Source organism: Ruegeria sp. HKCCSP346 (genome assembly GCF_017872595.1).
In the GTDB taxonomy this organism is placed as follows: domain Bacteria; phylum Pseudomonadota; class Alphaproteobacteria; order Rhodobacterales; family Rhodobacteraceae; genus Ruegeria.
The window spans coordinates 66,441-89,918 of record NZ_JAEDOT010000002.1; the positions used below are offsets into that span (position 1 = coordinate 66,441).

Sequence of the window (23,478 nt, forward strand, 5' to 3'; positions counted from 1 at the left end):
TCTCAGCCTTTCTGTTTCAGGCGCAGCCCGGTCTTTTTCAGAATGCGCGTGGAATAGAGGATGTCGCTGCCGCAGCAGGCCGATCCCAGTATCGCGGCAATCTGGCCGCGTTTGTCTTCGACCTCATCGCGCGAGCTGCCGTGGACCATTGCGAACAGGTTGTAGGGCCAGTCGGGCAGGGCGCGGGGCCGTTCATAGCAATGGGTGACGAAAGGCAGTGCCCCGATATGAGCGCCCAGTTCGGTGATCAGGTCATCTTGCACGTCCCAGACGGTCATGCCGTTCGACGTCATGCCCAGCTTGTAATGGTTGGGGGCTGCCGCGATCCGTCGGATCACCCCGCGCGCCTTCAGCGCGGCCAGCCGGTCCAGCAGGGTGGCCTCGCTCAGGCCCAGATCGGCAGCGACCTGCGCATAGGGCGCGGCCACCAAGGGCAGTCCTCCCTGGAGCAATTCGATAATCTGTCTGTCTGTTGCGTCGATCATGCCGCCACCCGGAAGCCGATGAAAAATTCCTGAAGTTTGGGGAAACGGAGAACACGGATCCCCGTTTCCCGTTCGATGGCATCGGCGGTGGCCTCGATCCCCTCGGGCGTTTCGGTGGCCAGCACGAACCACATGTTCAGCCGATGCGTGCGTTCATAATTATGTGCCACCTCGGGATGTGCATTGACTTTGGTCAGGACGGTTTCGAATTCTTCGTCTGGAACGGCCATTGCGCAAAGGCAGAAAGCCCCACCCATGGCCGCGGCGTCAAAAAATGGACCGAAGCGCGTGATGACGCGGTCATTTTTCATGCGGCTCAGACGCGACAGCAATTCCGCCTCGGACAGGCCAAGCTCTGCGGCGACGGTTGCGTAAGGGCGCGAAGTAAGCGGCAGATCCTCTTGCATACGATTCAGGATCGCTCGATCCGTTTGGTCCAGCGTCATGCGGCGACCTCCTTTGCCTGAATCAGCGCGCCGGTCTGTTTGAAACAGCGGGTTGAGAACAGGACCTTGTTCCGTGCTCCGGCCAATTCGGGCAATGCAATCGCACCCGCCAGAACATCCAAAGCCTCATTGCGTGTACGGGCGTGGATCATGGAATACAGGCGATATGGCCAGACATCGGGAACCGGATTACGCTCATAACACAGGGTCACCCCCGGGAAGGCGGCCAAAGCCGGACCGGCGGTTTCAATCTGTTCTGCCGGCAGGTCCCAGACCACCATCGCATTGGCCGACCAGCCAAGCGCCCGGTGACGCACAATGACGCCGAGTCGCGAGATTATTCCGGCGGCATGCAGGGCTTCGACCCGCTCCATCACGTCGGTCACATCCCGTTTCAGCGAACGAGCCAGAGCGGCATAGGGTTCTGAGAATAAAGACAGCCCGGAACTCAGAGACTGTAGCAGGCAGCGATCGCCCTCGCGCATGACGGATGCATCGACCTTTCGTGCCGTGGGTACGTTTTTGACTCCGCCAGTCATGCGAAAACCAAGATCCACGTTGAAAGGGCGTACCAGCCGCAGGTCCAGCACCTGCAATCCGGTGGATCGACTGATCCGCGCAAGGGTATCGTTGACATGCGTGCGGTCCGGTCCGGTCGCAACAAACCACAGGTTCCACGCGTCTTCGCGTTGATAATTGTGATTCACGCCGGGTTCGGCATCGATCAGGGCGGCAACCTCCTCCAACCGATCTTCCGGAGCCGCCACGGCAGCCAGGGTGCTGGCCGTCACCGCGCCGGGTGTGATGGTGGCGCCAACCCGTGTAATACGGCCCGTGGCGCGCATCCGGGACAAGCGATGAATGACTTCTGCTTCGTCCAGCCCGAGTGCGTTACCCAGCATCTGGAACGGTCTCTCGGTGATCGGGAAGTCGCGCTGAAATTCGTCCAGCAGGCGACGGTCGATCGGGTCCGTGATATGTCGCATCGTTTACAGCCCCGTTCTGTGCGCACGGGCGGTGAAGAAGATGCCAGACGGGCTGTCGGCGTCGATCTCGCGCAGTTTTTCAAAACTGTGCGTGTCGTAGACCATGACCTTGTTGGCGTCGCGCACGCTGATCCAGACTTCATGCCCGCGCGGCGTGAACTCCATGTGCAAGACTGCGGGGCCGGGCTTGAATTCGTGGATGATCTGTTTGCTGACACTGTCGATCACCTGAATAGTGTCATTCAGCGGGTGGGCGAAATTCACCCAGACCTGCCGTCCATCGGGGCGGGCCATGGCAAAGACCGGTTGCCCGTGGGTTTTGGTCCGTCCCGTTTCGGTCAGAGTGTCGGCGTCGATCCACAGAACCTCGTGATGGCCGACAGCGGGCAAAACGAACTCTCGGCCCGTCAGCGCCCAGCCTTCCAGATGAGGCATCTTGTAGACCGGCATTTCTTCCTGACCACGCCCGTAATCGGGAAGAACCCGGATCGGTTCGGGTGTTTCGGCCCACAGATCCAGCGCGGTCAGGCCGTCCTCGCCAAACAGACCGGTGATATAGGTGCGGCCATTGGCAGTGATCAGCGCGTCATAGGGATTCTTGCCCATGTCTGGGATCTTGGTGATCTCTGGTGTGCCTTTTGCGAAATCGGCAATCCAGGTTTCCCCAGTGTCCCACATCGTGAAAACGAACCGCCGACCCGGCGCATCGACCAGGCCGATGGTTTTGCTGTCGGTCGGGATGTCAGCGACCATCTCAAGCCTGTCCGCATTAAATACACGCACGCCGCCGGGTTCGTAATTCGACACGGCCACAAGCTTGCCATCGTCCGAAATCGCCCCGCCGATGGCGTTGCCGGCCTGCACGACGCGGTTCACGATCTGGCGGGTCACGATGTCGATCTTGGTCAGCCCGCCGTCGCGGCCAAACACATAGGCAAACCGTTCATCAGGCGAATAGACCAAAGACGCATGCGACAGATCACCCAATCCCTCGATCCGGGCCAGAGCTGCACGGTCGGATTGATCCACAAGAAGCACCGAGCCCTTGGCGCGTTCGATGACCAGACCAAGGTCACCTGTCGCGGTCGGTTCAGCCTGCGCTGTGGTGATCATCAATGTGGCTGCAAGGCCAAGAATGAAATGTTTCATTGTGCCTCCTGTTCCAGCAGGTAACGGGCGATCCATTCGGCCTCTTCTTCACTGATCAGGGGCCGCCATGGGGGCATCGCGGTGTCGGGGATGCCGTCAAGGATGACGCTGGTCAAAACATCCGCGTCGTAATGTTCAAGTGTCACACTGCGCAGATCGGGACCAAGACCGCCTTTCAGGGACAGGCCGTGACAGGAACCGCAATCCTGATGCACAAGTCTTTTCAGGGTATCGGGATCGATGACATCCGCCGCGAAAGCAGAGGTCGCGGCCAGAACGGCAATGGTCAGACAGGTTCGCGCCGCCCACCCCGAGCGCCCCGGCGATCTGTCGGTGCATGTTTGGACAATCCCCTGATCTCGTCTTCCCAGCTTAGCCATGGGCCTGTTCCAGAAGCTCGGCCACAGGCCGTTCGGCATAAAGCGAAACCACCTTGCCAATGATAAACAGCGTCGGCGCCTTCAGGTCGGCCGCGCGAACATCCGTGGCCAGCTGGTCAAGCCGTGACACAAGACGACGCTCATCAGGTGTCGTGGCCTTGCCCACCGCCAGAACCGGCGTCGAGCCCGGCAGGTTTTCGGTCATCAACCCCATGGCGATCTGACCGATATTGGCGACGCCCATATAGACCACCAGTGTCGAGTCCGGATCGGCAAGACGTTTCCAGTCCAGATCCAGTACTTTGTCGGCCTGCCGATGCCCGGTGACATATTGAACCGAAGTCGCCAGCCCGCGATGGGTCAGCGGCACACCCGTCGAACAAGACGCCCCCTGGGCTGCCGTGATGCCCGGTGCGTATTCGACAGCGACACCGCGGGCCATCAGATAGGCAGCCTCTTCCGAGCCGCGACCAAAGATCATGGGGTCGCCGCCTTTCAGCCGGGCAACCGTGTGACCTGCGCCGGCTTCTTCAAGCAGTATTTCGTTGATGCGGTCCTGCGGAACGGTGTGGCATTTGGGGGCCTTGCCGACAGGGATCAGCCGGGCGCCTTCCGCGTGCAAGTTCAGAATGTCGGCGGACACCAGCCGGTCATAAACCACGACATCCGCTTCTTGCAGCATCCGCAGTGCGCGCAGGGTCATCAGCTCGGGGTCGCCGGGGCCTGCGCCAATCAGAAAAACCTTACCGCTCATGTGCAAACTCGCTTGGTCTGAAAGTCTTCGAGACCCGGTATCCCATGCAGATCCGCTGCGTTTGCAAGACGTTGCTGGGTGGGCCGGGCGTGTCATGGGGGAAGATTGGCCCAATCGAAAACCAACCTCCTTGACATAAGTTAAGGAGCGCGGGATTTGCGCCCGCGCTCCTTCATCTTGCCTGTATTGTGCCTTGTTTCAGGGTTCGACGGTGATCATTCCGATCATGTTCTGTGTCTCCCAATGCGGGCCGCACAGATAGTCCTGTGGGCCGGGCGTGAGAAAGGTCAGTTCAACCGATTCCTCGGGGAACAGGCGATCACTTTCAGGTTGGCTGCCATCCTTCAACAGAACGGAATGGCTGGTGCGTTTGTCGACATTCACCCATCGGACAGTTGTGCCTGCCTTCACCGTCAATTCGGATGGGCAAAAATTGTATTTGTACATCAGCACCACTTCGGCGTCTTCGACGGCCGACGAAGGCTGACCGAACAACTCGACATAGCGCTCTTCGGCCTCGGCACAGATTTCCGCGGTTTCGTCCGCCCAGGCGGGCGCGGCCAGAAGCAGCAGCGCGGGAAGAAGGCGAAGGGGTTTCATGGTCCATGTCTCCTTTCCAAAAGTGGCCGGGGCCGGATTACCCGGCCCCGATCCGTCATTGTTTGACTACTTTGATGAACGCGCTGTCATCATCCAGCGCCAGGCTGGTATTCAGCGTCACGTGGTGGAACCGTGCGGCGGTAAAATCGTCGTGGATGGCAAAGCCAACGGTATAGGTTTTGCCCGCCTCCAATGGCACATCACCGGGCGCGCCCGAATTCAGGGGGCGTGTAAACACCACGGTCCACATGCCACCGGACAGTTCGGCCGATGCGGCGATTTCACCATCATTGACCACGCGCTGCTCCAACAGATAGCCATTGGTGGCGCTTCCGTCGGCGTAGACACGCATCAGGTCAAGATAGGTGCCGTCGGCCAGATACTGCTCGATCTGTTCCTCGGCCTTCAGCTTGTCCCAGCCCCCCAGGGCCTTGCCGCGGCGACCTTTGATCTCAACATCCGTGCGGCTTTCGCTGATGTACTTGGTAACGGTGTCCGTGGCATTGAGGCGACCGGTAACATCCGCATTGGCGGCGATCGCATCCGCTTCGGGCGCAAAAGGCATATAGGTGTTGTCGGCGTGGCACGAAGCCCAGCATCCCACCTGATCGCCAAGCTCGATACCAGTGCCGGTAATCATCATGGCAACCTTGATCTGGTTGTCCGGGTCCATCTTGCCGCCATCGACGAACGGGGCAGGGTTGTGACCCGCGTCCGGCCATTGCAGGCGAATGTACAGGTTTTCGTCGTCATGCGCCGCCTGAACGGTTGCGTCGATGACACCGCGTTTGCCCGGAATCGGGGTTGGCTCAAGATCTCCACCCGCAACGATCTTGTTGCCGATGGTGTCCAGTTCCTTGGCGTGACAGGTGGTGCACTGATCCCCGCCTTTGGTCAGGGGGCGCGCGCCACCATGGAACTTGCCATTCTGGACCCATTCAAACGAGGCCTGACCAGGGTAGAAGAGTTTCAGATCCGCCGCGGCCACTGCGTTCCAGTCGATGTTGGACCCAACGTCGCTTGCTCCGCCAGAGGGCGCCGCGGCGTCTTCACCGGAGGTTTTTGCGCGTTCTTCCTCTAAAGCAGCGTCAACAGCCGCTGCGATCTGGGCTTGAACGGCCTCTTGCTGAGCCTTTTTGGCGGCTTTTTCTGCTTCTGCTTCAGCGGCCTCTTTGGCTTCGATCTTTTCGAGACTGGCCAGATATTCCGGAGGGATGGGCCGGATGAAGTCCGGGTTCGGTGCTTCAAGCTTTTCCAGATACTCTTCGTCCGCCCGGTCGCGTGCATCCGAGTGTGCAATCCCCTTGTGGCAGTCGATACAGGTCTGTCCGACAGTCATCGCATTGAGGTGCTGCTGACGGGCGCGTGGTTTCTGGAATTCGGGCATCATCGATTCGAAATCGTGACAGTTGCGGCATTCGCGCGAGTCTGTGGCCTTCATCCGCTCCCATTCGTTCATGGCCAGATGTACACGTTTGGCCTCGAACTTTTCACGGGTGTTGATGGTACCGACCATCTTGCCATACAGCTCTTTGGACGCCTTGATCTTACGGATCATCTTATGGGTCCAGTCTTTGGGCACGTGGCAGTCGGAACAGACAGCCCCCACGCCCGACCGGTTCACGTCATGGATCGTGCCGGTGTATTCTTCGTAAACAAAATCTCGCATCTCGTGACATGAGATACAGAATTCCTTGGTGTTTGTGGCTTCCATTGCGGTGTTGAACCCGCCCCAGAAGATGATGCCGGCGGCAAAGGCCCCGGCGATACCGGCCACAGGCATTCCCCATAGGAAATACCGGCGCCAGATCGGTTTTTTCTTTTCCGGTTCGGAGGTCATATCCGGGCTCCGTTTTGGCTGTATTGTCTGGCCCTTGGTGGCAGGCCGGTGAGTTTGGCTGATGACTCAAACAAGGAAAGGGCGGGCGAGGGGCCCGCCCTTTCCTGTAGTCGTCCTGACCTCGTCAGGTGACGTGGTTCGACCGGTTGTAGACGTTGAACTTGCCGGTCGGGGCGTAAAGCCCCTCAATCCGACCGATTTCTTCCAGCGTCTTCGCGTCGAAGATCACGATCTGACCGTTGGGTTCCTTCGAGTCCGACAGGTTCCACTTAGAGACCCAGACCTCGGTGCCATCCGCGTTGAATTCGAAGTGAACAGCGGCGCTGCCTTCGTCTTCGGTGATCTGGATGGTTTTCACGATCTCACCGGTCTCTTTCGAGATGACCTGCACAGATTGCTGAATCTCAGGCTCCGGGTGCTTGGTCTGGTCAGCCCAGATGTAGTCCGAATTCGGGTGGGTGCGGACAAACAGGCCGGGGCCGTCGGTTTCCACTTCGTAGCAGATCTTCCAGGCATCATCCGGGCGGTTTTCCGGATCGTTCCCCCAGACAGTCACGGTGCCAACGCCAAGGTGGGTTGTACCAGCGACAGGACCGCAGTTCGGGTCGACCCAGTTGGCGCCGGGACCGGGGTGCGGCAACGCGGCTGTGTCGATCATCGCCTCAAGCTTGTGGGTTTCGGTATCGACCACCACCATCTTGTTCGACGCGTTTGCGGCGATCTGGAAGTAACGGCCTGTCGGGTCAAAGAACCCGTCATGCAGGAACTTGGCGCTGTCGATCTTGTCGATCCGCAGGTTGTCCAGATCGGTATAATCGACCTGCCACAGCTGTCCCAGTTCTTTCACTGCAACGATCCAGGTGGGTTCGTTCGGAGTGGTGTAGATGGCAGCCACCCGAGCTTCTTCCACATACTCGCCGTCAACGTTCACGCCGCGGGTCGATACGACCTTGACCGGTTCCATGGTCTGGGCATCAACGATTGCAAAGTGCGGCGGCCAGTAGCCACCACCGATGACGTATTTACCATCGCCGGAAACGGCGACGTCACGGGCGTCATATGCAATCTTGACTTCGGATACCAACATCTTGTCCGGCGTCTGCCAAAGGTCGATCTTGGTCATCTTGCCGTCGCGACCCATGGTGTACCAGAACCGGCCAGGCTGTTCAGGCTCTTCCAGCGAGTGGTGCTCGGATGCTTTCAGAACGTGCACTGCATAACCGGTGGGGATGTGCGTCAGCACTTCTTTGGTGTCGCCGTCGATCACGGCCACCTTGCCGACGTCACGTTCGATGACGACAAAGAAGTTTTCCCAGTTGCGGCCGTGCAGCGGCTCGGTCGGATAGTCCTCTTCTTCGACATAGACCTTACGCGTCGCCATCATCTGTTCCAGCGACATTTCAGGTGGTTTTGGCGGCTCCATCATGATGTAGGTCGCCATATCCTTGATTTCCTGCTCGGTCATGATGTCCGAGAAGTTGTTCATGCCGCCTTCGGTACCCCAGGCGATAATCTTTTCAAGACGTTCCTGCCCCAGTTGGAGGGTGCCGCCTTCTGTTACTGTGCCGTCGGCTGCGGTCTTTTTCCAATGCGGTTCCAGGTTTTTACCCGTGGCACCTTTGCGCAAGACGCCGTGGCAGCCTGCGCATTGTTCGAAATAGAGCTGTTTAGACGATTCAAAGGCTTCTTCGCTCAAAGTTGGCTCTTCGGCGAAAGTCGGAGCAGCGACGCTGCCCAACAACATTGCCAATCCGACCCCGAAGGCGCGGCCGGGTTTGTTGTAGCTGATTCCAAGTGACATGATCACTCTCCATATGCGTGGTGAGGCGGTGTCGAGAGTGAAACATCACGTGGATGTCATCCTTGACCAAAGTCAACGGGAAGGGCGCAGACCAGGCACTTTGGACAGAAAACACGGATCAAAACCCCCAATAAAACTTGTGTTTTTCACACATGTTTAAGCCCGGTCTTGATTTTGGTTAAGGGCGCCGGGTCTTGTGGGCACTACACATTGTTCAACGGCGGAAAAAGCTATGGAGAGCAGGCATGACAGCTGTAATCGCGCGTGTTTTCAGTGAAGGGTTCCGGGTCTTTTTTCTTTCGGCGGGTCTTTACGGTATGTTTGCAGGGGTCGCGTGGGGCGTATGGTTGGCGTCGCTCGACGGACTGATGCCCTATATGGACCAAAGCTATGCGATGCCCCCGGTGATGTGGCATGCGCATGAGATGATTTTTGGGTATGCAACGGCCGCCTTGGGGGGATTTTTTCTGACCGCCGTGCCGAACTGGACCGGTGCGCCCGAGGCGCGGGCCCGTTTTATCACGCTTGTCGCATTGATCTGGATGGCCGGGCGTCTGGCGGTCTGGTTTTCCGGAGTGTTGCCACCCTTGTTCGTCGCTGTTGTGGACCTGAGCTTTGTCCCCATTCTGGCGCTGAAGATTGCCAGCCAACTGGTTCGTCGGCCAAAGCCCCAGAATATGGTGTTTCTGTATCTTCTGGTTCTGATGTTGGCCTCGAACGTTATGGTTCATTTGGAATGGATGGGGGTCACGGTGGATACGCTGAACACCGGCATTCGGGCCGGGCTTTTGACCTTGTGTTCGATGATCGCGATACTGGGTGGCCGGATTACGCCGGCTTTTACACGCAATGCCATGAAAAGAGCGGGTCAACCCGAAGCATCGTGGCCGGTATCCGTGGCCAGGCTGGACAGGGCGACGATGATTCTGGCGCTGTTGCTGCCCCTGCTTGTGCTTGCACTTGATGTCGGGCCTGTTGCGGGGGCCGTTGCTTTGGTGATGGGCAGTGTTCAACTGATGCGCATGGCGCGTTGGAGAACAGGCTGGGCCTTGCGTCAACCGATCCTGATCGCGCTGCATCTGGGTCTCGGGATGCTGGCGCTGGGTCTGATTCTCTGGGGGTTGGCTGCCATCGGGATGGGAAATGAGATCGGCGCGCTCCACGTTCTGGGCATTGGTTGCGTTGGCGGCATGACCCTTGCCGTAATGAGCCGCGCCGCCTTGGGCCACAGCGGCCGCCCCCTTGTCGCGCCAAAGCCCATGGCGATTGCCTATGGCTTGATGGCGGTTGCAGCGCTTGTGCGTTGGCTGGGATCCGACATGGCGGGAGGGTACATGACGGCGATGCTGACTGCGGATGGATTTTGGATCGCGGCAATGGGGCTGTATCTGTTTGCCATGTGGCCTGCCCTGACCGGCCCCCGCGCCGTGCAACAGTCCTGAAGTCTGTTCGGGCGGCGCTTATCGTTCAGCGATCAGCGGCCGCGCGTTCTTGATATGACGATGGACCAAGGCACGAGCGCGTTTCCCTTTTTCCGGTATCCGTCGTGCGGCCAGCGGAACGTAATTGCACTGATCCAAATCAGGGAACAATTCAAGAATTTCCGCCCGTGCGTCCGGGTGAACACTGGACAAGGCCTGCGCGCCGGTAAGCAGGCTTTCGGAGGGTGCGCCTTCCGCATAGATGATTTCGTGACGGTCGAACAAAAGATGGACATAGGTCACAGCACGAGTGTCATCAGCGATTGAAATGCCGGGCACGCCGACAAGAATGTGAGCAGGAACAAGAACCTCTTCGGCGTCGAACATTCTGACGGCAATCGGCGACCGGACCAGCATACGGTGTTGCGGTGACACGAAAAGATCACGCTGGGGCAAGTGATCACCCAGTGAACCGGCTTGGATCCGGATGGGCTTCAGCCTGGGACGGGCGCGAAGCGCTGCTTGGTCCAGATGCCGCGTGCCGATCCAGCGTATGTGTTGCAGTCCGTTGTCCGCGGTGACGACCGCGTTACCCACCTTCAAATCCTCGATAGTCCTCGGACCTTTTGGAGTCATTATCAATGTTCCGGCTACGAAGCACGGCACGTCAATGATAGTAGTCGGATCTGTTGTGTCAGGAGCATTGGTCGGCGTAACATTCACGATGTTCATCGAGTATGTCGTGCCGGGCACAAGGGGTTCAGAGGTTATGTAACCACCCAAAGTTCCGGCAACTTCCACACGATAAACTGTAATCGTACCCCCGCCTGGTTTGGACAGAATATAGGATTCTTCCAGGTAAATTGGGCCACTAAGAAAGGTGGTCGAGCCATCAAGGGTGGTGATGGTGCCGGTCTGCGTCAGATCATCGCCGTCTTCGTTGTCGAAGCGGTCACCGTTGAAAACATCGCCAGTATCGACAATGGGTGGTCCGCCGCCGTTTTGAATAAATCCACCGGCTGCGTCTGTCACGCTGAACAAACGACGATCCGTGTCAGGATCAAAATTGACATCCAATGTAACCGTATCCGGCCCAATCGTATTCACCGTGATTACGCCGGGCGTATAACCGATATAGGAATAGTTTGCCATTTTAACCCATCACTCTTTGACGCGGAATTTACACTTGTTCTCTCAAGCGCTTGGATAGCTCTGCCATACTAAAATGTCGACGCGACATTCCTCACGATTGGTTCAGATATCAAGGCGAACCCCAGGCTTTTTCGTGGTTCTTGCTGTTTGTCAGGCATCTGACCTCGTTCCAGAGCATACTTGAGAAGTCTTGACTTTCGTTAAGGCACTCCCGCGTCCCGCCCGTCATGTTGCTGACACTAGCTAATCTGCGCAAAGGAGAGCGCAATGCGAGACGTCATGACAAAGAGCATGGCCCGCAATATTTTTTATGGCGGGTCACTGTTCTTCATTCTTATCTTTCTGGCCCTTTCGGCCCATTCCCACTGGTATATCGTCAATTCCGAAAATGCCGCAAAGCTGGATGACAGTGTGGTCCGGGGCAAGCATGTCTGGGAAAAACACGCGTGTGTAAACTGTCATTCGATTCTGGGTGAAGGGGCTTACTTTGCTCCGGAAGTCGGCAACGTGATGACCCGCTGGGGCGTGCTGGACGACCCGGAATCAGCCTTTGAATCCCTCAAGGGCTGGATGGAAGCACAACCGACCGGCATTCCCGGTCGTCGGCAAATGCCCAATTTCAACCTCAGCGACGAAGAACTCCGTGACCTGACCAACTTCCTGATCTGGACGGACAACATCGACGCGCAGGGCTGGCCGCCCAACGAGGCAGGCTGAGAAAGGGAACGAAACAATGAAATACGAATCCCAAAAAATCGCCTATGCCTACTTTGCGGTAGCCATGGCGTTGTTCGCGATACAGGTGATCGGCGGCCTTCTGGCCGGTTTCATCTATGTATTCCCCAATTTCCTGAGTGAGCTTCTGCCGTTCAACATCGTGCGGATGCTGCACACCAACTCTCTGATCGTCTGGCTGATCCTGGGTTTCTTTGGCGCGGCCTACTTCCTGATCCCGGAAGAAGCCGAGCGCGAGATCCACTCGCCCAAGCTGGCCTATCTGCAACTGATCATCCTTGTTGTCGGCACATTGGGCGTGGTCGTCACCTATGTCTTCAACCTGTTCGAAGGCAACTGGCTGCTGGGCAAAGAAGGGCGTGAGTTCCTGGAACAGCCCAAATGGGTCAAGGCCGGTATCGTCGTGGCTGCATTGATCTTCCTTTACAACGTGTCGATGACCGTTCTGAAAGGCAAGAAGACAGCCATTACCAACATCCTGCTTCTGGGCCTTTGGGGTCTGGCGCTGCTGTTCCTGTTCGCCTTCTACAACCCGGGCAACCTGTCGCTGGACAAGCAATACTGGTGGTATGTCGTCCACCTGTGGGTCGAAGGTGTGTGGGAACTGATCATGGCCTCGATCCTGGCCTATCTGATGCTCAAGCTGACCGGTGTGGACCGTGAGGTAGTCGAAAAATGGCTATACGTCATCGTCGCCGCCGCGCTGTTCTCGGGCATCCTTGGCACAGGTCACCACTATTACTGGATCGGTACGCCTGCATACTGGCAGTGGATCGGTTCGATCTTCTCGAGCCTCGAGGTGATCCCGTTCTTTGCGATGATGGCCTTTGCCTTCGTCATGGTCTGGAAAGGCCGTCGTGACCACCCCAACAAGGCCGCGCTGCTGTGGTCGCTGGGCTGTGCTACGCTTGCGTTCTTCGGTGCCGGTGTCTGGGGCTTCCTGCACACGCTGCACGGGGTGAACTACTATACCCACGGCACGCAGATCACCGCAGCCCACGGTCACCTGGCCTTCTACGGCGCCTATGTCTGCCTCAACCTGGCGATCTTCAGCTATGCGATGCCGATCCTGAAGAACCGTGATCCCTACAATCAGGTTCTGAACATGGGCTCGTTCTGGCTGATGACCAGCGGCATGGTCTTCATGACCTTCGTGTTGACCTTCGGCGGCACCGTGCAGACACATATGCAGCGCGTGGTCGGAGACTACTTCATGGACGTACAGGACCAGATCGCGATCTTCTACTGGATGCGTCTTGGCTCTGGTCTGGTCGTTGTCCTCGGGGCGCTGCTGTTCATCTATTCGATCTGGGTTCCCCGCAAAGAGGTCATCGAACCCGGCGCGGCTGAAACCCCTGCGGAGTGATGGATATGGATGGCTCCATGAACCTGAAAGAGGGGGCGGCAAACGCCCCCTTCTACCTGGCCCAAGGCGATGAGTGCGACGTCTTCACCGCCGCTTACAAAAACGACCTGCCGGTTCTGCTGAAAGGCCCGACGGGTTGCGGCAAGACCCGGTTTGTGGCCCATATGGCCGCGAAGCTTGGCCGCCCGCTTTATACAGTGGCCTGCCACGACGATCTCGCTGCCGCCGACCTGATCGGGCGCTATCTGCTGAAGGGCGGCGAAACCGTCTGGGTCGATGGCCCCCTGACCCGCGCGGTGCGCGAAGGTGCGATCTGCTATCTCGACGAGGTGGTCGAGGCCCGCAAGGACGTGACCGTGGTGCTGCACCCGCTGACCGACGATCGGCGCATCCTGCCGATCGACCGCACCGGGGAAGAGCTTGAGGCCGCGCCCGGTTTCATGCTGGTGGCGTCCTACAACCCCGGCTATCAGAACATCCTGAAAACCCTGAAACCTTCGACCCGCCAACGGTTCATCTCGTTGGAGTTCGACTTTCCCTCGCCTCAGATGGAAGCCGAAGTGGTCGCGCAGGAAAGCGGCCTGCCGCTGGAACGCTGTAAGCCGCTGGTGCGGTTGGCGGGCAAGCTGCGCGGGCTCAAGGGTCAGGACCTCGAGGAAGGCGTGTCCACCCGGCTGGTCGTCTATGCTGCGACGCTGATCGCGCAGGGCATGTCCACCGACCGCGCCATCCTTGCCGCCATGATCGAACCTCTGACCGATGACGAGGATATCAAACGCGGGCTCCTCGATCTTGTCACCGCCGTCTTTGGGTGAGGCCGGCGATGGTCAGGATCGACTTTGAGCCATGGGAACCCGAAGAAACCATCGGGAAACTGTGGCACACCCTTGCCAGCCGCCTCGATGCACCCCAGGTGCATGTTGGAGCCGCGGTCGACCTTTCCGAGGTCGCGGGGCGGCTGGCAGTCCTCTTTCGGGGGCTTGGGGGTAGTCCGGGCGTTGAATTGCGCCCGGTCTCACCCGAGGTTTCGCGCCACCGCCTGAGTTGGCGCCGCAAACTTGCAACCGAAGTGGAATTGATGCCGCGCGCCTCGTTCGACGGAGAGATTTTGCGTCTGCCCGACCGTCTGGCAGTATTCCCCGCGCGCGAGGCAAACGGCGCGCTCTATGTCTGGTTGGCCGCCGCCGCGGCCCATGCCGGAACCCGAATTGACGAAGAAGATCCTCTGCGTGCCGACCTGCGTGCCTTGATCGCCGCCCGGCATATGGTCGAGGCGACTCTGGACGATGCGCCAGGCTTGCGTCCGCTGTATACCGAGCTGTGCAAGGGTGTGCTGTATCAGCGCGACATCCCCAGCCTGCCGCCTGCCGAGGCCGCGGTCGAAGAACTGATCCGTCATATGCTGGGCGATCCCAAGCCCCTGTCGGATCAGGCCGAGCACCTTCTGGCACTTGACGACGACCTGATCGCCCCGCGCGGCTATCAGCCGTTGCGCCCGGTTCCCCTGTGGCCGGAGTTGCGCGCAGTTGGGTTCTCGGAACACAACGAGGTTGAAAACCCCGATACCGAAGGCCCGCCAGAGGAATCCGGCGAAAAGACACACCGTGCCCGGCGCCGCAAATCGGATCAGGCCGAGCGCAGCGACAGTTTCATTCTGCACAAGTTCGAAGCCATCCTCAGTTGGGCCGAGTTTCTGAATATCAACCGTCGCATCGATGACGACGATCCCGACAACGCCAAGAAGGCGGCTGACGATCAGGAAGAGATCGGTCTTGGTCAGATCTCAAAGGCGCCGCCTACCAGATTGAAGCTTCACCTTGATCTGGCGCCCGAAGACGTCAACCGCGAACGCCTGTCAGGCCGTATTCTATATCCCGAATGGGACGTGCGGACGGGTCAATACCTGCCGGATCATGTGAACGTTCTGCTTTCGGATGCCGATATCCGCGACGATGCTGCCGAGTTCGGCAAGGATCCGGCCACTGCGCGGCGCATTCGTGCCGTCAAGCGCCAATTCGAGGCACTGCGCCCGGGGCGCGTGATGACCCGGGGCCATCTGGACGGGGACCAGCTGGATATGGAAGCCGCCGTTCGGGCGCAGGTTGACCGCTGCGCAAATGGTGAAGGGACGGAACGCGTCTGGATGCAATCCCGCCCAGAGGCCCGCGATCTGGCGGTGTCGATCCTTCTGGATGTCAGCCGATCCACCGAAAGCGCGGTCACAGGCCGCGCCGTGATCGATATCGAACGCGAGGCGCTGGCGGCCTTGGCCTGGGGCCTGAACGCTTGCGGTGACGATTTCGCCATTCATGCGTTCAGCTCCCTCAAGCGTCAGCGCGTCTATGTGCAGCGTTGCAAACGGTTTGACGAACCGATGGGAACCAAAGTTGAACAGCGCATCGCGTCGCTGCGCCCCGGACATTATACAAGGTTGGGCGCGGCAATCCGACACTGTTCAGCAGATCTGGCCAGCCAGTCCCGCAAGCGCCGATTGCTGCTGGTCATTACCGACGGAAAGCCAAACGACCTGGATCACTACGAGGGGCGCCACGGCATCGAAGATACCTGCATGGCCATACGCGAGGCGCGCCGGGCCGGACAGTCGGTGTTCGGCGTTACCATCGATAAAACCGGCAAAAGCTGGTTTCCGCGCATGTTCGGGCAAGGCGGTTTCGCCGTCATTCCAGATCCGCATCGCCTGACCATGGCCCTGCCGCAGATCTATCGCCAGTTGGTCGGCGCATGAGTGATGCCCCTCTGATCGACGAACTGCCGGGCGAGTTCCTGATGTGGGTTCTGATCATTTCGGAACTGCTGGTCTTTGGCGCGGGGATGATCGCCTTCATGGGGGTACGTCTGACCGATCCGGCGGGCTTTGCCGAGGCGCAGTCGCATCTGCATCGCACGGGTGCGGCCTTGAACACGGCGGTATTGGTGACATCCGGTTATCTGGCCGCACAGGCGTTGCATTGGCGGCGGAGCATGCAACGTTTGCGGGCCCGTTTGGCGTTGATCTTTGCCGCGCTTCTGGGTGTCGTGTTCCTGATCATCAAGGGTGCAGAATACGCCGACAAGGCGTCTCAGGGGATAGGATACGAAACGCATCCATTCTTTCTGTTCTACTATATGCTGACCGGCTTTCATGCCGCGCATGTCCTCGCCGGGGTTGGAATTCTGTTGCTGGTGGCTTGGCGCGACGACCCCAGTAGCGTCGAAGCGGGCGCGCAGTTCTGGCACATGGTGGACCTGGTCTGGATCATGCTGTTTCCAGTGATCTATCTGCTGGGATAGTCGGATGGCCCAACCTTCATCTTTGACGAACAGTTCACGTCAGAGGTCGCCGAACTCTCTGACCCAGGCTTGGCTTGGGCTTTTGGCACTCAGCGCGGGATCCGCGCTGCTGACCCTGATTGAGGCGCCCACCGCGATTATTGCTGGCGGTATCCTGTTGCTGGCGCTGATCAAGGCCCGCGTGATCCTGAAACACTATCTGGATTTGGAGAACAGCCAAAGCTGGCTGCGTGGGTTCACCATGGTGTTGACGGGATTTTCCGTTGTAATTTTTGCGCTCTATCTGGTCTGAGGCAAAAAAATGCCGCCCCGAAAGGCGGCATAAGTCAAGCAAAGGGGGGTCGATTACTGAGCGGCCTGTGGGATCCGCGCGATCTGACAACGCTGCCAGAGCGCCGACAAAGCACCGACCAGATGATCGATATCCTCATCTGTGTGGACCGGGGACGGCGTGATCCGCAAACGTTCGGTGCCTTTGGGGACAGTGGGATAGTTGATCGGCTGGATATAGATGCCGAATTCTTCAAGAAGCGTATCCGAGATGAACTTGCACTTCACCGGGTCGCCCACCATCACCGGGATGATATGGCTGGGGTTCGGCAGATGCGGTATCCCTTCCGCATCCAGACGGGCGCGCACCTGATCCACACGGGCTTTTTGCAGATCACGCTCGGCGCTTGACTGCTTCAGATGCCGGATAGATGCGGCAGCACCGGCCGCGATCGAAGGCGGCAGGGCCGTGGTGAAGATGAAGCCGCTAGCAAAACTGCGAACGAAATCGCACAGCGCTGCGGAGGCTGCGATGTAGCCGCCAACCACGCCGAAGGCCTTGCCCAGCGTGCCTTCGATCACGGTCAGGCGATCCATCAGGCCCTCACGCTCGGCAATGCCACCACCGCGCGGGCCATAGAGGCCGACGGCGTGAACTTCGTCCAGATAGGTCATCGCGCCGTATTTCTCGGCCAGGTCGCAGATTTCCTTGATCGGCGCGATATCACCATCCATGGAATAGACGGATTCAAAGGCGATCATCTTGGGCGCGTCGGGGTCGGCGGCGGCCAGTTTGGCCTCCAGATCCGCAAGGTCGTTATGTTTCCATATCACCTTCTGCGCCCGTGAGTGGCGGATGCCTTCGATCATCGAGGCATGGTTCAGCGCATCAGAGAAAACGATCAGACCGGGGATCTTCGCAGCCAGCGTTCCCAGAGCGGCCCAGTTTGATACATAGCCCGAGGTGAACAGCAAAGCGGCCTCTTTGCCATGGAGATCTGCCAATTCTGCCTCAAGCAGAACGTGGTCATGCGTCGTGCCCGAAATGTTGCGCGTTCCGCCCGCACCGGCGCCACAACGCTCCAGCGCATCGTGCATGGCGTTGATGACCGCAGGGTGTTGCCCCATTCCAAGGTAGTCATTCGAGCACCAGATACGCACATCCCGCTGGATCGAACCATCGGTCTGGCGAGCGTTCGGGAAGGCTCCGCAACGTCGCTGCAAGTCGATGAAAACCCGATAGTTCCCTTCATCTTTCAAAGCGTCGAGGCTCTGGCTGAAAAATCGCTCGAAATCCATCTGACATGCTCCCCGGATAACTGGCTGTGAACCGAACCTAGGACAGCGACGGGCCCCGTGACATGACAATTGTCAAGTTGATCTTCAAGAAAAAGGCTGGCACTGCCACGCCGGCTTTGGCATAGCAGGGCATTGGGGATGATATCCCGGGCCATCGCCCGGACTGGATGAAGAAGGGAGTGCCTTCATGTCACACGAGGCACAAAAGGCGATTGCGCGGCAGTCTCTGCTTCTGCGCAGCTTGCCGGATCAGCATGTGGATACATTGCTGCGGCAAGCGATTTGGCGGCAATATGACCGTGGCGAGACGATCTTTCTGCAAGAGGAAGAAGCCAAGGCCGTGCACGTCGTGCTGGCGGGTTGGGTCAAGCTGTTCCGTATCTCTCCGACCGGGGCAGAAGCGGTGGTGAGCGTTTTCACCCGCGGAGAAAGCTTTGGTGAGGCCGTTGCGCTGCGCAACGTGCCGTATCCCGTGTCCGCCGAAGCCGTCTCAGCCTGTGAAGTGATGCATATTCCCAGCCCGGTGTTGCTGTCCCTCATGAAAGAAGACCCGGAAATCGGCGTTTCAATTCTGGCTGCGACGTTCACGCATCTGCATGCTCTGGTGGCGCAGCTGGAGCAATTGAAGGCGCAAACCGGGGCGCAACGCGTTGCAGAGTTTCTGTTGAACCTGTGCGATCGCGAGTCCGGTCGCTGCGAGGTGGAACTGCCTTACGACAAGATGCTGATCGCCGGACGTCTGGGGATGAAGCCCGAAAGCCTGAGCCGCGCGTTTTCGCGGTTGAAACCCGTTGGCGTCAAGATCAACAGGAACCACGCGGATATCGCCGACATGGACGATTTGCGCAACTACGCCGAAAGCGACACCAGCGAGAGGTGATTGATCACCGTCGACCGGACCCTTTGACGTTGCAAATTCACGGAAAACCCGTGATCCGAAACTGGCCCGCTTCAACGGGGGCTCCAGTCGGACGCTTTTGCGCGTGACCGGCTGTCTTCCACGCTTTCCAAAACCTCACTATCCTGATCAGCAGTGCCATCCATCGGCACGAGTCTTTTGCATGAAAATGAAGGGCACCTGGTCCATGATAGACGCAGCGCTTTCAAACTATCCCCGCGCAAGGTTGATGACATCGGTCACACCGGTCGAACGGCTTGAGCGTCTTTCTGACCAACTGGGGCTGGACCTGTGGATCAAGCGCGACGACCTGACCGGGCTCAGCTTCGGCGGAAACAAGACCCGCCAGCTGGAATTTTATATGGGCGAGGCGCTGAGGCAGCGGGCGGACACCATCCTGATCACAGGTGCCGTGCAATCCAATTTCGTGCGCACTGCGGCAGCTGCGGCGGCAAAGCTGGGAATTTCATCCGTTCTTCAATTAGAGGACCGCGTGACGAATATGGGCGAATACTACCATCGATCCGGAAATGTTCTTCTGGCACAGCTTCTGGGGGCGGAACATATTGGCTATCCCAGGGGTGAGGACGAGGCGGGCGCTGACGGCGCTCTTCACGAACGTGCCGAGGATCTGGTTGCTATGGGTCGAAAACCATACGTGATCCATCTGGGCATCGATCACCCTCCGCTGGGGGCATTGGGCTATGTGGCGGGGGCGGCCGAGTTGCATACTCAGATCAGCGATTTCGACGCCGCAGTGGTGCCGTCTGGAAGCGGGGCAACCCATGGCGGGTGCCTAGCCGGATTGCGTTTAGTCGGGCAGTCTGCGCCGGTCTACGGCATATGCGTGCGTCGCGATCAGAACCAGCAGCACGCGCGTCTGCAAAAGGTCCTGAGGCGATTGGCGACCATGATGGGTTTCGACCCTGCTATGGTCATGGAAGACATCTGTACCTGGGACGGCGCTTTGGCACCCGGATATGGGCGGGTCGGTCGAGCAACCCGCGAGGCGTTGACCCTGATGGCGCGCTCCGAAGGCATCTTTCTTGACCCTGTTTATTCTGCCAAAACCTTTGCGGGGCTTCTTGGACTGCTTGAACAAGGCATCATCAAAAAAGGTCAGAAAGTTGTTCTGCTGCACACGGGTGGTCAACCTGCGTTGTTCGGATACCAGGACGAGTTGCAACCGAGTTGAAACAGCGCAGCATTTCGCCTTTGGTCCTGCGGGGCGACAGGATGAACGGAAAGGTGTTGCCCGCAGAACTGGCCGGGTAAGTACTCTACGACACTTTCGATTGATTGAGCAAAGACATGGCCCGCGCGACATCGCGGGTCTGCGCGCCGCCAACGATCATAGCCAGAATCTTTCCAAGATCCGGCGGCGAGGCCGGCGTGCAGCCAAAGCGGTCGCAGGTTTGCACGTAATCCACCGCTGTGCGCAGTTCGAACATTCTTGCCTGTTGTTTGCGTGCGGTTTCCAGAGCCTCCGTGAACAGATCGTCTGCGGCAGTGCCCATGGAGCGCACCAACGCCTGTATCCGATCCGTCTCGGGCTGAGCCCAGGCTTCATTGGTCAGAACCTGCTGTTCACGGGCTTCATCCAGCAGGCGCTGAGCCGCCTTCGGGTCGTTCGCCTTCAATGAAGCTTCAGCAAGGGCCGTCAGGAACACCGGTTTGTAGTTTCCGGCCCCGCTGGCCCACCAGGCTTCGGACGCGTCGCGCATTGCTCGGATCGTTTCCGGGCCTGGCTTGATCTGCGCGTCCGCCCAACACCGCCAGACATTCGCCGTCAGTGTCATGAAGGGGAAGGTGTGTTTGGTTGCCAGTTCCTCAAGGCGCGCGGCAACGTCGTAAACCTGTTCAGGTTCACGCCGCAACAGGTGCAACATACACAGATATGTCAGCGTCTGTGCCAGGCTATGAGCGTGATTGAGTTTCTGCGCCGCCGAGATCGCCTGATGCTGGATCTCGAGCGCGCGGTCGGGTTCTCCGCGCAACCAGACCGTCATGCTCAGGAAGCAGGATGTAATGGCAGCATGATCCGTGCCGTAGACATAGGCAAGACGGCTGTGCTGCTGAGGATCATACAAGTGCAACGCTTGTCGCAGATGTGCATAGGCGGCGTCCTGCTGCCCGATATGCAACAAGACGGCACCCATGGCCCGATGGGCAATCATTATGTGATGCGTTTCGTCGGTCAGCTTGGACAGGTCCAGCAACTGCGCCGCGACGTCCTTGGCAAGGTCGTATTCGCCGCGGACCAGATGATACGCATAGAGACCATTGAGCACAGGGAACAATTGTTCGGTTTCGCCCAGCCGATTGCACAGGTCGCGGATCCGGGCATACACCGCCCCCGTTTCATCGGCCGCGATGCCAGCGGTCGAGCGCAGAACGCCGGCCCGCAAGGTCTGGATCTTGGTTTCCATGCGGTCGCGGTCAACCGAGTCTTCCTGCTGTTCAAGCAACGCCAACGCACGCCCCAGCTGAGTGGCTGCTTCAATCCCGGCCGAGCGTTCCACGGCACGTTGTCCGGCCAGATACCAGTGTTCTATCGCTTCGTCCGGCATATCTGCCATCGTGTAGTGATGAGCCAGAATTTCCGGGCCGGCAGAGTTTTCGTGCAACGAGGCAGAGTTCAGTGCTTGGACCACACGCGCATGCAGCGTTCGCCTCTCGCGTTTCAGCAGGCTGTTGTAAGCGGTGTCGCGAATGAGAGCGTGACGATAACTGAACGTTTCCTCGGGCTCTGAGTCTGAAACGATCACGATCCCGGCATCCACCAGCAAATCCAGACCGGAACGCAACGCCCGTTCATCAAAACGGGACACGCTTGCAATCATCGGATAAGAGAATTGCGGGCCAATGACAGCGCCGATCTGTGCCACTTCCTTGGCCGAGCTCAGTCGATCAAGACGAGCCATCAAGGCGTCATGCAGTGTTTTCGGCACAGTTTGTGATGGCGTGGACCGGTCCATCGTATAGGCGTCGGCGCGTTCGGTCAGAAGATCGGATTCCAGCAGATCCTTCGTCACCTCTTCTACGAACAGCGGGACACCGTTGGATCTGGCGGCAATCAGATGGTGAACTTCGTCCGGGACGGTCTTGCCCTTGGCAACATCGTTCACGATCTCTTTGACCTGCGCGAAATCCAGTTGTTGAAGCGCGACGTGCATCAAGGTGTGTGACTGCGGCCAGCCCGGATCAAAGCCTGTCCGATAGCTCATGACCATCAGCAGGCGCGCGTCCTCTATCCGGGTTACAAGCTGATCAAGCAGAGTCTTTGTCGTTGGATCGATCCAATGTGCATCTTCAAACAGCAACAGGGTCGGGGTTTCCTGCGCCATGCCGATCACATGGTTGACCAGCATGTCCAGCGTCTGCTTCATGATCTGCTCTGGGGTCAGATCCAGCGGGCCAAGCCTGTCTTCAAACGGGACCGACAACAGTGCCGCAGCCAGTTTCAGTGACCCTTCAGAAGGATCGCCCAGAACGCCGTGGATCTTGTTCAATTTTTTGTCCACACTGTCACCGGCCCGAAGTTCGGCCGCGTTTTCAAGCTGGCGTATGATCGGATACAACGCGCTTGCGTCATGAAAGGGCGAACACTGAAATCGAAGCTGTCGGTGTTTTGCATCCGGGATCGTGCGGCGAAGCTCTTCGATCAGCCTGGACTTTCCTATGCCCGCCTCGCCCGAGACCAGCACCACCTGACCTTGACCCTGACGGGCCAGCTTCCACTTGCTTTGAAGGGTTTCATGCTCCTGCGCGCGCCCGACCAATGAACTCATCCGGGCGTCGTCTGCCGCAAGAAAACGGCTGAGAGTCTGGCGCGTGCCGGTGACTTGCCAGGCTTCGACCTCTTTGGCAAAGCCTTTCAATTGAAACGTGCCCCGGCGCACATATTCGAACGCATCACCCGCCAGTTCCCGCGTCGTCGGCGCGACGATCATTGTCCCCGGATCAGCCATCGATTGAAGCCGTGCGGCTAGGTTCGGGGTCTCGCCCATGGCGGTGCCATCCTCGAACATCTTCTCTCCACGCAGGTCACCGACGACAACCAGGCCGGTCGCGATCCCTATGCGGACTTCAAGATGTGCATGCGTGCGGAGTTCCGGAATTTCGCGAACGATCCGAAGACCTGCATGAATGGCGCGTTCCGGGTCGTCTTCATGCGCATGCGGAAAGCCAAAAAACACCATGATACCGTCGCCATAGTAACTGGCGATATGCCCGTCAAAAGCGGCGACAGCAGCGGCGCAGGTCTCTTTGAACAGCCTCAGAACCTCGGCCAGATCTTCAGGATCCAGCTTTTGCGATATCGCCGTCGATCCAACAAGATCAATGAACATGACCGTCAGCTGTCTGCGCTCTGCAATGATGTTGGGTTCTTGATGCGCGCGATGTGATCCCGCAGGCTGCCCGGTTTCATCCCGTATTGCTTTCAGAAAGCGGCGTCTGGGTCCAAGGGGCAGGCCGATCGTGACAAGGTCATCGTCGCTCAGTTCCGGCAGATCACCCAGTTCGACCTCGTGCCGGGAGAAGGCATCGACATATTTGGACAAGCCGTTTCGGATCAGCCATTCATCAATGTCAGCCATTTGA

21 protein-coding genes are annotated in these 23,478 nt (G+C 58.7%); 9 read left to right on the forward strand and 12 right to left on the reverse strand.

Annotated elements, in window-relative coordinates; all coding sequences use genetic code 11:
• Positions 1 to 2: 2 nt before the first annotated feature.
• From I9185_RS08925 to I9185_RS08965, 9 genes are all read right to left on the reverse strand, one after another.
• Positions 3 to 485: an AsnC family transcriptional regulator gene (locus I9185_RS08925; protein ID WP_171635885.1), complete on the reverse strand. Its 483-nt coding sequence runs from the start codon at positions 483 to 485 to the stop codon at positions 3 to 5.
• Positions 482 to 931 carry an AsnC family transcriptional regulator gene (locus I9185_RS08930; RefSeq protein WP_210092849.1) on the reverse strand — a complete coding sequence of 150 codons (450 nt, stop codon included), beginning with the start codon at positions 929 to 931 and terminating at the stop codon, positions 482 to 484. Before I9185_RS08930 ends, I9185_RS08925 begins: the two co-directional genes overlap by 4 nt.
• Complete coding sequence (locus tag I9185_RS08935) at positions 928 to 1,917, reverse strand: AsnC family transcriptional regulator (RefSeq protein ID WP_210092850.1); 990 nt, start codon at positions 1,915 to 1,917, stop codon at positions 928 to 930. The genes I9185_RS08930 and I9185_RS08935 overlap by 4 nt, the downstream gene beginning before the upstream one ends.
• 3 nt (positions 1,918 to 1,920) lie before the next feature.
• Complete coding sequence (locus tag I9185_RS08940) at positions 1,921 to 3,066, reverse strand: cytochrome D1 domain-containing protein (protein WP_210092851.1); 1,146 nt, start codon at positions 3,064 to 3,066, stop codon at positions 1,921 to 1,923.
• Positions 3,063 to 3,446 carry a cytochrome c gene (locus I9185_RS08945; protein WP_210092852.1) on the reverse strand — a complete coding sequence of 128 codons (384 nt, stop codon included), beginning with the start codon at positions 3,444 to 3,446 and terminating at the stop codon, positions 3,063 to 3,065. The genes I9185_RS08940 and I9185_RS08945 overlap by 4 nt, the downstream gene beginning before the upstream one ends.
• Positions 3,439 to 4,200, reverse strand: coding sequence for a uroporphyrinogen-III C-methyltransferase (gene cobA / locus I9185_RS08950; protein ID WP_210092853.1), 762 nt, complete (start codon positions 4,198 to 4,200; stop codon positions 3,439 to 3,441). The genes I9185_RS08945 and cobA overlap by 8 nt, the downstream gene beginning before the upstream one ends.
• A gap of 198 nt (positions 4,201 to 4,398) precedes the next feature.
• Positions 4,399 to 4,800 (reverse strand): plastocyanin/azurin family copper-binding protein, encoded by a 402-nt coding sequence (locus tag I9185_RS08955; RefSeq protein ID WP_171635896.1) that lies wholly within the window; start codon positions 4,798 to 4,800, stop codon positions 4,399 to 4,401.
• 55 nt (positions 4,801 to 4,855) lie between these two features.
• Complete coding sequence (locus I9185_RS08960; RefSeq protein ID WP_210092854.1) at positions 4,856 to 6,640, reverse strand: NapC/NirT family cytochrome c; 1,785 nt, start codon at positions 6,638 to 6,640, stop codon at positions 4,856 to 4,858.
• Positions 6,641 to 6,764: 124 nt separating this feature from the next.
• Entirely contained in the window at positions 6,765 to 8,441 is a 1,677-nt protein-coding gene (locus tag I9185_RS08965) for a cytochrome D1 domain-containing protein (protein WP_171635900.1), read from the reverse strand.
• Positions 8,442 to 8,686: 245 nt separating this feature from the next.
• Between I9185_RS08965 and I9185_RS08970 the strand changes: the two genes are divergently transcribed.
• Positions 8,687 to 9,883, forward strand: a complete 1,197-nt coding sequence (locus tag I9185_RS08970; RefSeq protein WP_210092855.1) for an NnrS family protein — start codon at positions 8,687 to 8,689, stop codon at positions 9,881 to 9,883.
• An 18-nt stretch (positions 9,884 to 9,901) separates the two neighbouring features.
• Here the strand turns inward: I9185_RS08970 and I9185_RS20390 are convergent, their stop codons facing one another.
• Entirely contained in the window at positions 9,902 to 11,014 is a 1,113-nt protein-coding gene (locus I9185_RS20390; RefSeq protein ID WP_245223501.1) for a Hint domain-containing protein, read from the reverse strand.
• Positions 11,015 to 11,281: 267 nt separating this feature from the next.
• On the opposite strand from I9185_RS20390, the gene I9185_RS08980 reads away from it, so the two are divergent.
• From I9185_RS08980 to I9185_RS09005, 6 genes are read left to right on the forward strand one after another with little or no spacing between them, the layout of a single operon-like run.
• Positions 11,282 to 11,731 carry a cytochrome c gene (locus tag I9185_RS08980; RefSeq protein ID WP_152460362.1) on the forward strand — a complete coding sequence of 150 codons (450 nt, stop codon included), beginning with the start codon at positions 11,282 to 11,284 and terminating at the stop codon, positions 11,729 to 11,731.
• Between the two features lie 16 nt (positions 11,732 to 11,747).
• The gene (locus I9185_RS08985) at positions 11,748 to 13,115 is read left to right on the forward strand and encodes a cbb3-type cytochrome c oxidase subunit I (protein WP_152460361.1); all 1,368 of its coding nucleotides are present in this window, start codon (positions 11,748 to 11,750) and stop codon (positions 13,113 to 13,115) included.
• Positions 13,115 to 13,930 carry a CbbQ/NirQ/NorQ/GpvN family protein gene (locus tag I9185_RS08990; protein ID WP_171205193.1) on the forward strand — a complete coding sequence of 272 codons (816 nt, stop codon included), beginning with the start codon at positions 13,115 to 13,117 and terminating at the stop codon, positions 13,928 to 13,930. The genes I9185_RS08985 and I9185_RS08990 overlap by 1 nt, the downstream gene beginning before the upstream one ends.
• A gap of 8 nt (positions 13,931 to 13,938) precedes the next feature.
• Positions 13,939 to 15,861, forward strand: a complete 1,923-nt coding sequence (locus I9185_RS08995; RefSeq protein ID WP_210092856.1) for a VWA domain-containing protein — start codon at positions 13,939 to 13,941, stop codon at positions 15,859 to 15,861.
• The gene (locus tag I9185_RS09000) at positions 15,858 to 16,406 is read left to right on the forward strand and encodes a cytochrome c oxidase subunit 3 (protein WP_171635908.1); all 549 of its coding nucleotides are present in this window, start codon (positions 15,858 to 15,860) and stop codon (positions 16,404 to 16,406) included. The genes I9185_RS08995 and I9185_RS09000 overlap by 4 nt, the downstream gene beginning before the upstream one ends.
• Positions 16,407 to 16,410: 4 nt before the next feature.
• Positions 16,411 to 16,698 (forward strand): cytochrome C oxidase subunit IV family protein, encoded by a 288-nt coding sequence (locus tag I9185_RS09005; RefSeq protein WP_210092857.1) that lies wholly within the window; start codon positions 16,411 to 16,413, stop codon positions 16,696 to 16,698.
• Between the two features lie 53 nt (positions 16,699 to 16,751).
• Here I9185_RS09005 and hemA read toward each other — a convergent pair whose 3' ends face one another.
• On the reverse strand, positions 16,752 to 17,975 hold the full coding sequence (gene hemA / locus I9185_RS09010) for a 5-aminolevulinate synthase (RefSeq protein WP_210092858.1): 1,224 nt from the start codon (positions 17,973 to 17,975) through the stop codon (positions 16,752 to 16,754).
• A gap of 187 nt (positions 17,976 to 18,162) precedes the next feature.
• Between hemA and I9185_RS09015 the strand changes: the two genes are divergently transcribed.
• A complete protein-coding gene (locus I9185_RS09015) occupies positions 18,163 to 18,855 on the forward strand; it encodes a Crp/Fnr family transcriptional regulator (RefSeq protein WP_171228829.1) in 693 nt (230 codons plus the stop codon).
• Positions 18,856 to 19,036: 181 nt separating this feature from the next.
• Positions 19,037 to 20,068, forward strand: coding sequence for a D-cysteine desulfhydrase family protein (locus tag I9185_RS09020; protein ID WP_245223502.1), 1,032 nt, complete (start codon positions 19,037 to 19,039; stop codon positions 20,066 to 20,068).
• 85 nt (positions 20,069 to 20,153) lie between these two features.
• Here I9185_RS09020 and I9185_RS09025 read toward each other — a convergent pair whose 3' ends face one another.
• Positions 20,154 to 23,474, reverse strand: a complete 3,321-nt coding sequence (locus tag I9185_RS09025; protein WP_210092859.1) for an adenylate/guanylate cyclase domain-containing protein — start codon at positions 23,472 to 23,474, stop codon at positions 20,154 to 20,156.
• Positions 23,475 to 23,478: the final 4 nt, after the last annotated feature.